Genomic DNA, 13,518 nt, shown 5'->3' with positions numbered 1-13,518 from the left:
AGCCGAAGACGCATCAGGCCCGGCGGTAGGGCAACATCCCCCTCGCCTCCTCGGCATACCCCCTCACCCCTTCGCGCTCCTGCAGCAGAAAATCCTCCACCGCCCGCCGCAACCCCGGGTGCAGCAGGTAATGCCATGACCGCGTGAGTACCGGCTCAAACCCACGTATCAGCTTGTGCTCGCCCTGCGCCCCGGCATCGAAACGCTGGTAACCCTCGGCAATGGCAAAATCCATGCCCTGGTAGAAACACGTTTCGAAATGCAGCCGGTCGAACTCATCCAGGCAACCCCAGTAGCGGCCAAACAGGCTATCGCCCCCCACCAGGCTCAAAGCCATCGCCACATCTCGCCCACCCTGACGGGCCATCACCACCCGCAGCGCCTCGGGCATGCGCTCGGCCAGCAGGCTGAAAAAATCGCGCGTCAGGTAGGGGGCACGACGGCGCACCGCATAGGTGTTGGCATAGCACAGAAAGACGAAATCCCACTGTGCCTCGTCCAGTTCATCACCGCGGTACCAACGGAATTCGATGCCCTGCCCTGCCACCTGCTCTCGCTCCTTGCGCATCTGCTTGCGCTTGCGAGAGCTCAGGCTGTCGAGAAAGTCCTGGAAGTCGCGATACCCCCGGTTTTGCCAGTGGAACTGGCAACCCAAGCGTTCCATCCACCCAGGCAGGCCGGCCAACTGCGCGTCCAGCGCCGGGTCGGTGAAGTTGATGTGCGCACCTGAAAGCCCACCCTTGCCCAGATACTCCGGCAAGGCCTGCAGCATCAGCAAGCCGTCAGCCGGATCGGCCGCCAGCAGCCGTGGGCCGCTGACCGGGCTGAACGGCACAGCGCCGAGCAGCTTTGGGTAGTAGGCGATGCCAGCCCGCTCACAGGCCTCCGCCCAACCATGATCGAACACATACTCGCCAAACGAGTGCCATTTGCGATATGCCGGCAACAGTGCCCGTACCTGCCCGTCACGCTCCAGCACCAGGTGCTCGGCGGCCCAGCCGGTATTTCGCTGCACGCTGCCGCTGTCTTCCATCGCGCTGAGGAAGGCATGGCGCAGGAACGGTTGGCCCGCCGGCACCAGGGCATCCCAGGTGGCCGCCGGAAGATCACGCAAATGGGCAAGGCTATACAGGCTGGTCACGGTTTCGGCTCGCTGTCTGAAGGCCCTCAGTATCCCCAAGGATGGCCCGGCACTCAAATGACGAAAGCCAGGCTGATCCTTTTACTCTCAATTACTTAACAACAGTGCCACTAATTAGACATTAATCTGTCATTGGCCCCCGCAATACTTGCGCCTGTTTTCCGGAACCCCAGAACCTGTCTATTCAGGCCCTTTCCGAAGACATGCCAACGCAGGGGCAGGCGCTTGAGCCTCCCCCATTTTTTTCAGTAGGGAGAACCTTATGCGTCTTGTTTCTACACTTACCGGAGTGAGCCTCACCGGCATGATGCTGGCTCTGAGCGCCCCGGCCAGTGCTGCTGTCGACGCCAAGCTGCTCGAAATGCTCCGCGCCAATGGCTCGATCAACCAGGCGCAGTACAACGAACTGCAGGGCGACCTGGCAAAAGAAACCAAGGAAAAGGCCGACCAGAAAGCTCAGTCCGAACGTATGAGCTCCTTTGAACAAAAAGTGGCATGGGCCGCCAAGACCCAGATCAAGGGTGATGTGCGCCTGCGTTACGAAGACGTCAACGTTGACAACCCGATCTCCCGTAGCGGCAACCAGGACCGTGAGCGCGTGCGTGCCCGTGTCGGTTTCTACAGCGAGATCAACCCGCAGGTCGACGCTGGCGTGCGTGTGGCCACCGGTAGCAGCGCCGATGCTCGCTCGACCAACCAAAGCCTGGACAACTATTTCGAGAAGAAATCGCTGTGGGTCGACCTGGCCTACCTCGACTGGCATCCGACTGCCGTGCCAAACCTGCACCTGATCGGCGGCAAGATGATGCAGCCATGGGTGAGCATGGGCGACATCATCTGGGACAGCGACATCAACCCTGAAGGCGTGGCGGCTACCTACAAGACCAACCTCGGCCCCGCCGAAGTGTTCGGCAGCATCGGCCACTACAACCTGAAAGACAACGTAGACGGCGACGGCGTGCAGTACAAGCACGACGCGCAGCTGTACGCGGCCCAGCTGGGTACCAAGTTCAACGCGGCTGACACCGTCAAGGTTACCGTGGGCGGCAGCATTTACGGCTACGACAACGACAAGGCCTCGGCTGCCCTGGCTTCGCTGGGCAACACCACCAACGAGTTCCAACTGGTGGAAGGTTTTGGCCAGGTCGACTTCACCGGCTTCGCCATCCCGCTGTCGGCTTACGGCCAGTTCGTCAAGAACACCGAAAGCACCGACGGCAAGGACAAGGCCTGGCTGGCCGGCCTGAAGAGCAAGATCGGCGCCTGGAGCCTGGACTACAACTACCGCGACGTACAGCGTAACGGTGTAGTGAGCCTGTTCACCGACTCTGACTTCGGTAACGGCTTCACCGGTTCCCGTGGCCACAAGTTCAAGGTGGGTTACGAAATCGACAAGAACTTCGCCCTGGGCGCGGCCTACATGATGGCCAAGACCGACTACTCCAACCTGCCGAACAGCGATGCTGACGTAGACACCCTGCAGGTAGACCTGGAAGCCAAGTTCTAAGCGTCACCCTCTCTGCTTCAAGCTGAAGCGGGAAACGCCGACCCCATCCGGCGTTTCCCGCTTTTTTTGCCTGTGAAATTGTAGGGGGCTGCTTCGCAGCCCATTCGCGGCACTAGGCCGCTCCTACAATGGGACGCGATCCCTTGTAGGAGCGGCCTTGTGCCGCGAATGGGCCGCAAAGCGGCCCCCGGCTATCTCGGATCAGACCAGGCAATCAGCGCTTGCGCAAGATCACGCTACCAATCGAATACCCCGCACCAAACGAGCTCAACACGCCCAGCGAGCCCTTGGCCAGGTCATCCTGGTACAAGTGGAAGGCAATCACCGAACCCGCCGAACTGGTGTTGGCATAACGGTCGAGAATCACCGGTGCATCTTCCTCGGCCACTTCACGCCCCAGCAGCTTCTTGACGATCAGGTGGTTCATGCTGAGGTTCGCCTGGTGCAGCCAGAAGCGCTTGACGTCGCTCGGTTGCAGGCCGTTTTCCTGCAGGTGCTCACCGATCAGCTCGGCCACTTTCGGGCACACCTCGCGGAACACCTTGCGGCCTTCCTGGATGAACAGTTTGTCTGCCGCACCTTCACCCTCTTCCGCCGCACGGTTAAGGAAGCCGAAGTTGTTGCGGATGTTGTTGGAAAACTCGGTCCACAACTTGCTGCTGACGATGTCGAACTGGTGCGCCGAGGTGGCCTGGTCGGCACGCTCGATCAGCACCGCCGTGGCGGCATCACCGAAAATGAAGTGGCTGTCACGGTCACGGAAGTTCAGGTGGCCGGTGCACACCTCCGGGTTGACCATCAGCACCGCGCGCGCCTGGCCCAGGGCCACGCTGTTGGCGGCGGTCTGGATGCCGAAGGTGGCCGACGAGCAGGCCACGTTCATGTCGAAGGCAAAGCCCTGGATGCCCAGCGCCTGTTGTACTTCGATAGCAATGGCCGGGTATGGGCGCTGCAAGTTGGAGCATGCGACGATTACCCCATCGACATCGGCAGCGGTGCGGCCGGCGCGCTCCAGGGCCTGGCGGGCAGCGGCCACGGCCATTTCGCAGAGCACCGACGGTTCGTCGTTGGAACGCTCTGGCAGGCGTGGCTTCATGCGCTGCGGGTCGAGGATGCCGGCCTTGTCCATGACAAAGCGGCTCTTGATGCCCGAAGCCTTTTCGATGAACGCCGCGTCGGACAGCGGCGCCGCTTCGACCTCACCGCGCTCGATGGCAGCGGCGTTGTCCTGGTTGAACTGCTGCGACCAGGCGTTGAAGGAGGCCACAAGTTCTTCGTTGGAAATGCTCTGGGCCGGGGTATACAGGCCGGTGCCGCTGATCACGACGTTATGCACGGTCGTTCCTCTGGTCAAAGGCCATCGCCACGGGGCGCTGGCTGGAAACATGACAGATTAATGGCACTTTAGTACCAATTTTGGGGCGTACGCTCACCCCTGTGGAAGCGGGCGCGCCCGCGAAGGGCCGCAAGCGGCCCCAAACTCCCCAAAGTTTGCCACAAATAAGGGAGGTTAGCCTTCCACCTGGCTCCATTGTTTGCTCAATCTTTTGTCGGAAATCGGCACTTTGGTTCCCAGTTGCTGGGCAAACAACGACACCCGGTACTCCTCCAGCCACCAACGGTACAACGCCAGTTGCTCATCACGCTTGCCTTCTTGGGCATGCTTGTCGGCACGGGCCTTGTACTGCGCCCACAGGTTGGCCAGCTCGCCGGACCAGACCCGGTCTTTCTGCACTTGCGAACCCAGCTTCTCCAGGCGCAGTTCCACCGCCTTGAGGTAACGTGGCAGCTCCTTGAACCAGGCCGCGGGTGTTTCGCGCACAAAGCCCGGGTACACCAGGTTACCCAGCTGCTGCTTGATGTCGTTCAGCGCCACCGCCTGGCTCAGGTCGATCTTGCCCTTGAAGCGCTTCTGCAACCCATGCCACAGCTTCAGCACTTCCAGGGTTTGCCGCGCCAGGCGCTCGGCATGCTCAGCCCAGCTGCCGCGCTTGCGCTCTGCCAGCCCGGCCAAGGCCGCACCATCACGCGGCAGCGGTTGTTCGCCTTCAAGGATGCAGGTGTCCAGGCTGGCCAGCAGAATGTCTTCGACCAGCGCTTCGACCCGACCCAGTTCACGGTACAGCAGGCCCAACTCGGTCAGCCCCGGCAACTTGCCGCGCAAGAACTTGGCCGGCTCGGCCAGTTGCTGCAGCAATAGCCGTTGCAACGCGCGGCGGTGCTGGAACTCGGCTTCGGCCTGGGTCGAGAAACGCCCTTCACGCACGGTGCCGTTGTCTTCGACCAGTGCCGGGTACACGGTCATCGACAGGCCGGCAATCTTCTGCTGGGCGGTCTGTTTCACTTCGCTGAAGGCTTTGGCCTGCACCGGCTGTTCGCTTTTGGCATCACGCGGCACCGCCAGCGCTGCCTGACTGGCAGCGGCAAAGCGTGCAGTCAGCTCGGCCAGGTCGCGGCCTTCGCCAAGGAACTTGCCTTGGCCATCGACCACTTCGATGTTCATCCGCAGGTGGCCTTCGACCAGCTTGACCGATTCGTCCCAGGCCTCATCGGACACCCGTGCACCGGTCATGCGCAACAACTCCTGGCCCAGGGCCTGCGGCAGCGCCCCTTGACCGAAAGTCATGCGCGCCAGCGAGGCCTTGACGAAGTCCGGCACCGGCACGAAGTTCTTGCGCAGCGCCTTGGGCAGGTTGCGCACCAGCGCCACGCACTTGGCCTCCAGCAGGCCTGGCACCAGCCATTCCAGGCGCTCGCCGGGCAGGCTTGGCAGCAGCGGTGCCGGCACCCGCACGGTCACGCCGTCACGCGGGTGGCCTGGTTCGAAGTGGTAGGTCAACGGCAGGCGCAGTTCACCGACTTGCAGGCTGTCCGGGTACTGCGCAGCGGTGACTTCGCTGGCCTCACGGGCCAACACGTCTTCCTCGCGCATGATCAGCAGGTTCGGGTCCTTCTGGCTGGTCATGCGGTACCAGGCATCGAAGGTCGCGGTCTGGTGGATCTCCGCCGGCAAGCGCGCTTCGTAAAAGGCGTAGAGGGTTTCTTCATCGGCGAGAATGTCGCGCCGACGAGCCTTGGCCTCCAGCTCGTCGAGTTCTTCGAGCAGGCGTTTGTTTGCCGCCAGGCACTTGGCCCGCGACTGGATTTCACCGCCAACCAGGCCCTCGCGAATGAACAGCTCACGCGAGGTCACCGGGTCGATCGGGCCGAAGTGTACCGGCCGGCGGCCGACCAGGATCAGGCCATAGAGGGTGATCTGCTCATAGGCCACCACCTGCCCACGCTTCTTTTCCCAGTGCGGTTCGAAGTGATTCTTCTTGATCAGGTGGGTCGCCAGCGGCTCGATCCAGTCAGGCTCGATCTTGGCGACCATACGCGCATACAGCTTGGTGGTTTCCACCAGTTCCGCGGCCATTACCCACTGCGGGCGCTTGCGGCCGATGCCGGAAGACGGATGCACCCAGAAGCGCCGCTGGCGGGCGCCCTGGTAATCGCCCTCTTCGGTTTTCTGGCCAATCTGGCTGAGCAGGCCGCTAAGGATGGCCTTATGCACCTTCTGGTAGTCAGACGGCTCCTTGTTGACCACCAGCTGCAGCTCGCGGCAGATCAACGACAACTGGCGATGGGCATCGCGCCACTCGCGCAAGCGCAGGTAGTTGAGGAAATTCTTGCGGCACCAGTTGCGCAACGGGCTGGCAGTCAGGGCCTGGCGTTGCTCTTCGAAACCCCGCCACAAATTGACCAGTGCGGCAAAGTCGGTATCAGCGTCCTTCCACTGCGCATGCGCCTGATCAGCAGCCTGCTGGCGCTCCGGCGGGCGCTCGCGTGGGTCTTGCACCGACAGCGCACTGGCAACGATCAGCACTTCCTGCAGGCTGCCCTGGCGTGCGCCTTCAAGCAGCATGCGGCCCAGCCGCGGGTCGACCGGCAGACGTGCCAGTTGGCGGCCGATGGGGGTCAGCTGGTTCTCGCGGTTGACCGCCGACAGCTCCTGCAGCAGGTTGAAGCCGTCGCTGATGGCCTTGCCATCCGGTGGCTCGATGAACGGGAAGGCATCGATCGCACCCAGGCGCAAATGCAGCATCTGCAGAATCACCGCCGCCAGGTTGGTGCGCAAGATCTCCGGGTCGGTGAACGCGGGCCGGCTGTTGAAATCTTCTTCGCTGTAAAGCCGTACGCAGATGCCTGGCTCTACCCGGCCGCAGCGGCCTTTACGCTGGTTGGCACTGGCCTGGGACACCGCCTCGATAGGCAGGCGCTGTACCTTGGCGCGGTAGCTGTAGCGGCTGATGCGGGCCGTGCCGGTGTCGATCACGTAGCGGATACCAGGTACCGTCAGCGAGGTTTCGGCAACGTTGGTGGCCAGCACCACGCGCCGCCCGGTGTGCGGCTGGAAGATGCGCTGTTGCTCCGCTGGCGACAGGCGTGCGTACAGCGGCAAAATCTCGGTGTGGCGCAGTTGCGCCTTGCGCAGGATCTCGGCGGCATCGCGGATTTCCCGCTCGCCCGGCAGGAAGATCAGCACATCGCCCGGCCCCTTGCCCTCACTGCGCTCATGGTGCGAAAGCTCATCCAGGGTCGCGAGGATGGCCTGGTCGACGGTGAGGTCATCCTCGATCTGGTTACCTTCCTCGTCCTGCTCGCTGGTCAGCGGGCGGTACCAGGTTTCCACCGGGAAAGTGCGCCCGGACACCTCGATGATGGGCGCGTCGTCGAAGTGCTTGGAAAAACGCTCCAGGTCGATAGTCGCCGAGGTAATGATCAGCTTCAGGTCCGGCCGGCGATGCAGCAGGGTCTTCAGGTAGCCGAGCAGGAAGTCGATGTTCAGGCTGCGCTCATGGGCTTCGTCGACAATGATGGTGTCGTAACGCTCCAGGAGGCGGTCGTGCTGGGTTTCGGCCAGCAGGATACCGTCGGTCATCAGCTTGACCAGGGTATTGGAGTCGCTCTGGTCTTCGAAACGCACCTGGTAGCCAACCAGCCCGCCCAGGGGCGTGCCCAGCTCTTCGGCAACCCGCGCCGCCACGCTGCGCGCGGCGATCCGGCGCGGCTGGGTGTGGGCAATAAGGCCATGGCTGCCACGGCCCAGCTCCAGGCAGATCTTCGGCAGCTGGGTGGTCTTGCCCGAACCGGTTTCGCCGGCGATCACCAGCACCTGGTGCTCGGCCAGGGCCTTCTTTATTTCGTCACGTTTGGCGGCGATCGGCAGGTTGTCGTCGTAACGCACGGTCGGCACACTCTGCTGGCGCGCGGTGACCTGAGCGCAGGAGGCCTGGACCTTTTCCACCCACTGCGCCAGTTTCGCCTCGTCGGGGCGCTTGCGCAGTTCGTGCAGTTGCCGCCGCAGGCGATGGCGGTCGGCGATCATGGCGTGGTCGAGGTTTTGCAGCAGTTTGTCGATGGCGTGGTCAGTCATGGGGCTTTTTAGTGATGCAGGTGAGCCTGCTTTTTCATGATCGGCATTCGAAGGATGCGCGATTGTCGCAGATTTGAGCCTACTTTGCTGTCCAGGCTGGCACGGTCCCTGTAGGAGCGGCCTTGTGCCGCGATGGGCTGCGGCAGCAGCCCCAAGACCTGCGCCTCAGCACACAGTGCCGGGGCTGCTGCCGCAGCCCATCGCGGCACAAGGCCGCTCCTGCAGGGATCGTATGGCGGCTGAAAGTTTAGCAAGGGCATATGTGAAGGTTGCCATTCACTGCTTTAATCAACCTTACGCCGCATGTGAGTATCAAAGGCATGACTCCCGTCCAGCCCATCGCGCCACCGTCTTCCCGCCCTTCGCTCCCGAAGGCCCGGAGCCGTGCCGGGGAAAATCCGCTGGTCCACATCATCCTCGCCTTCTGGGCCCTGTGGCACTGCCGCCACGCGCGCCCACCGGACACTTCGCTCACGCCATTGTGAACAAACCCGGCCAGCGTCTGGCCATTTGACTCAACTGGGCCGCCTGCTTGTGCGGTGGCCCTGTGCGCACGTGAGCGAATCAATCATGCACTTTGCACCCGTAGAGCAGGCTGCCCGTTTTCTGGCCGACAACCCCGATATCGAGCTGTTCGAACTGTTCATCCTTGACGCCAACGGCGTGCCGCGCGGCAAGCTGTTGCACCGCGAGGAACTGCTGGCCGTGTACCAAACGGGCCGGCCGCTGCCCAGCACCATCCTCGGTCTGACCCTGAACGGCGACGACGTAGAAAACTCGGGCCTGGTCTGGGACGTGGGCGACATCGACTGCCGCGCCTACCCGCTCGAAGGCAGCCTGGTGCGCTTGCCCTGGCGCCGGGTACCCACTGCTGCGGTGCAGGTCAGCATGCACCCGAGCGAAGGCCTGCCGGCCAGCGTGGCCGACCCGCGTCATGTGCTGCTGCGCACCATCGAAGCGCTGAAAGCCGACGGCTATCACCCGGTGATGGCCTGCGAGCTGGAGTTCTACCTGCTCGACCAGCAACGCGACGCCCAGGGCCGCCCGCAACCGGCGCTGGACAACGATGGTGGCCGCCCGCGCACCACCCAGGTCTATGGCCTGCGTGAACTGGAGCAGATCGAACCGTTCCTCGCCGACCTGTACGCGGCCTGCAAGGCCCAGGGCATTCCGGCGCGTACCGCTATTTCGGAATACGCACCCGGCCAGGTGGAAATCACCCTGGAGCACGGCGACGCCCTGCAGGCGATGGACCAGGCCGTGCGCTACAAGCGGCTGGTGAAAGGCGTGGCCCACGCCCACGGCATGCAGGCCTGCTTCATGGCCAAACCGTTTGCCAACCTGGCCGGTACCGGCATGCACATGCACCTGAGCCTGGCGGACAGCGCGGGCAACAACCTGTTCGCCAGTGAAGACAAAGCCGGCACCCCGCTGCTGCGTCAGGCCGTGGCCGGCATGCTGCGCCACCTGCGCGATTCGCTGCTGCTGTTCTGCCCCAACGCCAACTCGTTCCGCCGCTTCCAGGCCAACAGCTATGCGCCGCTGGCGCCGACCTGGGGCGTGGACAACCGCACCGTGAGCCTGCGTGTACCCGGCGGCCCGGCCAACAGCCGGCATGTGGAGCACCGCATTTGCGGCGCCGACGCCAACCCCTACCTGGCCGCAGCGGCTATTCTCGCCGCCAGCCACCGGGGCATCCGCGAACAGCTGGACCCGGGCGCACCGGTGGAAGGCAACGGCTATGCCCAGGCCACCGAACACCTGCCCACCGACTGGCTGACTGCCCTCGACGCCCTGCAACATTCCCATTGGGCCCGCGAAGCATTGGGCGAAGACTTCCTTGGCGTGTACCTGAAGGTCAAACGCGCCGAGTACCGCCAGTTCATGGCCGAAGTCAGCGAGCAGGACTGGCGCTGGTACCTGCACCAGGCCTGAGCCCCTACATAACAAGGAACACCCATGAACGCAGCATTGAACAATGGCCCGGCGCAACGTGCGCCGTCCTACTACAGCGCCACGCTCAACGACCACACCGAGTACCCGCAGCTCAAGGGCACGGTGCAGGTGGACGTGGCCATCATCGGTGGCGGCTTCACCGGCGTCGCCACGGCGGTGGAGCTGGCCGAGCGTGGCCTGAAGGTCGCCATCGTCGAAACCAACCGCATCGGCTGGGGCGCCAGCGGGCGCAATGGCGGCCAGGTCACCGGCAGCCTGTCGGGCGACGAGGCCATGCGCACGCAGATGCGTAGCCACCTGGGCGCCGAAGTCGACGATTTCATCTGGCACCTGCGTTGGCGCGGGCACCAGGTGATCGAACAGCGCGTGGCGCGCTATGGCATCGACTGCGACCTCAAGCACGGCCACCTGCACGCGGCGATGAAGCCCTCGCACATGAACGAGCTGCGCGCATTCGAGGCCGAGGCCCAGCGCCGGGGCATGGGCGAGCAGGTGCAATTGCTCGACCGCGCCGCAGTGGCCGAGCACCTGCAGAGCCCGCTGTACCTGGGCGCGTTGAAGAACCTGCGCAACCTGCACCTGCACCCGCTCAACCTGTGCCTGGGTGAGGCGCGCGCTGCCCACAGCCTGGGTGCATTGATCTTCGAAAACTCCGAGGTGCTGGACATCGTCCACGGCCCGCGCCCGGCGGTGGTCACCGCCCACGGCCGGGTCGAGGCACGCCAGGTGATGCTGGCCGGCGATGTGTACCACAAACTGGAAAAGCGCCAGCTCAAGGGCAAGATCTTCCCGGCCATGGGCGGTATCGTCACCACCGCGCCGCTGGGTGAACTGGCCGAGCAGATCAACCCGCAGGACCTGGCGGTGTACGACTGCCGCTTCGTGCTCGACTATTACCGCCTGACCGCCGACAAGCGCCTGCTGTTCGGCGGTGGCGCCAACTATTCCGGCCGTGACTCACGGGATATCGAAAGTGAACTGCGCCCGTGCATCGAGCGCACCTTCCCGGCATTGAAAGGCGTGCCGATCGAGTTCCAGTGGAGCTGCGCCATGGGCATCGTGGTCAACCGCATCCCGCAGTTGGGCAAGCTGTCGGACAACGTGTGGTACTGCCAGGGTTATTCGGGGCACGGCATTGCCACCAGCCACATCATGGGCGAAATCATGGCCGAGGCATTGACCGGGACGCTGGAGAAGTTCGACACCTTTGCCCAGTGCAAGCATGTGCGGGTGCCGATGGGGGATTTGCTGGGCAACCCGCTGCTGGCGGCGGGGATGTGGTACTACCAGATGCTGGAAAAACTGCGCTGAGCCTGAAGCGGTGCAACCTCGGCAGGAGCGGCCTTGTGCCGCGAAAGGGCCGCAAAGCGGCCCCAGGTTCTCAGCCGTAATGCTGAAATTGCTGGGGCCGCTTTGCGGCCCTTTCGCAGCACACGGCTGCTCCTGCAGGGACCGCGCTGGCGGGGCGTCAGGCGATCTTCTTCAAGCCCTGCTTCTTGAGTTCTTCATCGCGCAGCTCGCGGCGCAGGATCTTGCCCACGTTGGTGGTCGGCAGCGCATCACGGAACTCGATCAGGCGCGGTACCTTGTAGCCGGTAACGTTGGCACGCATGTGCTCCATCACCTGCTCCTTGGTCACGGTCATGCCCGGCTTCACCACGATGAACACCTTGATCACTTCACCTGACTTCTCGTCAGGCACACCAATGGCTGCACACTGCAGCACGCCCGGCAAGGCCGCCAGCACATCTTCCAGCTCGTTGGGGTACACGTTGAAGCCCGAGACCAGAATCATGTCCTTCTTGCGGTCGACGATGCGCATGTAACCGTCCGGCTGGATCAGGGCGATGTCACCGGTCTTCAGCCAGCCTTCGCTGTCCAAAATCTCGGCGGTGGCGTCTTCGCGCTGCCAATAGCCCTTCATCACCTGCGGGCCCTTGACGCACAGTTCGCCCACCTCGCCCAACGGTAGCTCGTGGCCGGCGTCATCGATGATCTTGCACAGGGTGGACGGCACCGGAATACCGATAGTACCCACCTGGTTGGCTTCTGCCGGGTTCACCGCCGCCACCGGGCTGGTTTCGGTCATGCCGTAGCCTTCGCAGATGGCGCAACCCGTAACGGCCTTCCAGCGCTCGGCCACGCTCAGTTGCAGGGCCATGCCGCCCGACAGGGTAATTTTCAGCGCCGAGAAGTCCAGTGCACGGAACGCCTCGCTGTTGCACAGGGCAACGAACAGCGTGTTGAGGCCGACAAAGCCGCTGAACTTCCACTTGCCCAGTTCCTTGACCATGGCAGGCAGGTCACGGGGGTTGCTGATCAGCACGTTGTGGTTGCCGATGAGCATCATTGCCATGCAATGGAAGGTAAAGGCGTAGATGTGGTACAGCGGCAGCGGGGTGATGAGGATTTCGCAGCCTTCGTGCAGGTTCGCGCCCATCAGCGCTCGGCACTGCAGCATGTTGGCCACCAGGTTGCGGTGGGTCAGCATGGCGCCTTTGGCCACACCGGTGGTGCCACCGGTGTACTGCAGCACGGCCACGTCGTTGGCCTGCGGGTTGGCCTCGGTCACCGGCTGACCCTTGCCCAACGCCAGCGCGTCGTTGAAGCGCACGGCCTGCGGCAGGCTGTAGGCCGGCACCATCTTCTTCACGTACTTGATCACGCTGTTGATCAGCAGGCGCTTGAGCGGGGGCAGCAGGTCGGCCACTTCGGTGACGATGACGTGCCTGACCTGGGTCTTGGGTACCACCTTCTCGGCCAGGTGGGCCATGTTGGCCAGGCACACCAAAGCCTTGGCGCCGGAGTCGTTGAACTGGTGTTCCATCTCCCGCGCGGTGTACAGCGGGTTGGTGTTGACCACGATCAGCCCGGCACGCATGGCGCCGAAGACCGCGACCGGGTATTGCAGGACATTGGGGAGCTGCACGGCAATGCGGTCACCCGGCTTGAGGTCGGTATGCTGCTGCAGCCAGGCGGCAAACGCCCCCGACAGCGCATACAGCTCGCCATAAGTGATAGTCTTGCCCAGGTTGCTAAAGGCCGGTTTGTCGGCAAAGCGTTGGCAGGATTGCTTGAGTACTGCCTGGATATTGGGGAATTCGTCAGGATTGATTTCCGCCGTAACCCCGGCTGGGTACTTATCCTTCCAAAAATTTTCGATCATGGAAGCCCACTCCTTCAGCAACAGCGAAGTTCGATTGGCGCGTCGATGCGCTTATTATTGATATGAGACGGCGGTTCGTTGCAAACCGGATCGTCTGAAAGCGGGCCGAGAGTAACAGCTTTGCCTGGGGTCGCCTAGAGGCCAAAACAGGCCTTGCAGTCACAAAAATGACTCAATGAACAATACAGGTCATTTTTAGAGTTTTTAACCAAAATGTCGCAGATCAGGCTGAAACAGGCCTGTTAGACCACATTGAACGCATTCGCGGGTGAACCCGCTGCCACAGGGGCCCGCACAAAGCTTGGAGGCTGTGCAGTACCTGTGGGAGCGGG

Annotated in this window: 7 protein-coding genes; 3 read left to right on the top strand and 4 right to left on the bottom strand. The window is 63.0% G+C overall.

Going from position 1 to position 13,518, the window contains the following annotated elements; genetic code table 11:
• Positions 1 to 13: 13 nt before the first annotated feature.
• Positions 14 to 1,141, bottom strand: coding sequence for a GNAT family N-acetyltransferase (locus CKW35_RS20715; protein WP_016488554.1), 1,128 nt, complete (start codon positions 1,139 to 1,141; stop codon positions 14 to 16).
• Between the two features lie 262 nt (positions 1,142 to 1,403).
• On the opposite strand from CKW35_RS20715, the gene CKW35_RS20710 reads away from it, so the two are divergent.
• Positions 1,404 to 2,648 (top strand): putative porin, encoded by a 1,245-nt coding sequence (locus CKW35_RS20710; protein ID WP_016488555.1) that lies wholly within the window; start codon positions 1,404 to 1,406, stop codon positions 2,646 to 2,648.
• Between the two features lie 214 nt (positions 2,649 to 2,862).
• Here the strand turns inward: CKW35_RS20710 and CKW35_RS20705 are convergent, their stop codons facing one another.
• Both CKW35_RS20705 and hrpA read right to left on the bottom strand, forming a co-directional pair.
• Positions 2,863 to 3,984 carry a beta-ketoacyl-ACP synthase III gene (locus CKW35_RS20705; protein ID WP_016488556.1) on the bottom strand — a complete coding sequence of 374 codons (1,122 nt, stop codon included), beginning with the start codon at positions 3,982 to 3,984 and terminating at the stop codon, positions 2,863 to 2,865.
• Positions 3,985 to 4,158: 174 nt separating this feature from the next.
• Positions 4,159 to 8,064: an ATP-dependent RNA helicase HrpA gene (gene hrpA, locus CKW35_RS20700; protein ID WP_060519169.1), complete on the bottom strand. Its 3,906-nt coding sequence runs from the start codon at positions 8,062 to 8,064 to the stop codon at positions 4,159 to 4,161.
• Positions 8,065 to 8,634: 570 nt separating this feature from the next.
• Between hrpA and CKW35_RS20685 the strand changes: the two genes are divergently transcribed.
• Together CKW35_RS20685 and CKW35_RS20680 are read left to right on the top strand one after the other, a co-directional pair.
• Positions 8,635 to 9,999, top strand: coding sequence for a glutamine synthetase family protein (locus CKW35_RS20685; RefSeq protein WP_016488558.1), 1,365 nt, complete (start codon positions 8,635 to 8,637; stop codon positions 9,997 to 9,999).
• 24 nt (positions 10,000 to 10,023) lie between these two features.
• On the top strand, positions 10,024 to 11,331 hold the full coding sequence (locus CKW35_RS20680) for an FAD-binding oxidoreductase (RefSeq protein WP_060519172.1): 1,308 nt from the start codon (positions 10,024 to 10,026) through the stop codon (positions 11,329 to 11,331).
• 157 nt (positions 11,332 to 11,488) lie between these two features.
• On the opposite strand, the gene fadD1 is transcribed toward CKW35_RS20680, so the two are convergent.
• Complete coding sequence (gene fadD1, locus CKW35_RS20675) at positions 11,489 to 13,186, bottom strand: long-chain-fatty-acid--CoA ligase FadD1 (RefSeq protein ID WP_016488560.1); 1,698 nt, start codon at positions 13,184 to 13,186, stop codon at positions 11,489 to 11,491.
• Between the last annotated feature and the right edge of the window lie 332 nt (positions 13,187 to 13,518).

Source organism: Pseudomonas sp. Irchel 3F3 (assembly GCF_900187545.1).
Taxonomy (GTDB): Bacteria; Pseudomonadota; Gammaproteobacteria; order Pseudomonadales; family Pseudomonadaceae; genus Aquipseudomonas; species Aquipseudomonas fortuita.
The sequence above is the reverse complement of the archived record's forward strand: the minus strand, read 5'-3'. Positions and strand labels throughout refer to the sequence as shown.

Excerpts from the sequence above, each read along its gene's own strand:
- CKW35_RS20710 (WP_016488555.1), top strand. The coding sequence starts at position 1,404 with ATGCGTCTTGTTTCTACACTTACCGGAGTGAGCCTCACCGGCATGATG.
- hrpA (WP_060519169.1), bottom strand. The coding sequence starts at position 8,064 with ATGACTGACCACGCCATCGACAAACTGCTGCAAAACCTCGACCACGCC.
- CKW35_RS20685 (WP_016488558.1), top strand. The coding sequence starts at position 8,635 with ATGCACTTTGCACCCGTAGAGCAGGCTGCCCGTTTTCTGGCCGACAAC.
- CKW35_RS20680 (WP_060519172.1), top strand. The coding sequence starts at position 10,024 with ATGAACGCAGCATTGAACAATGGCCCGGCGCAACGTGCGCCGTCCTAC.
- fadD1 (WP_016488560.1), bottom strand. The coding sequence starts at position 13,186 with ATGATCGAAAATTTTTGGAAGGATAAGTACCCAGCCGGGGTTACGGCG.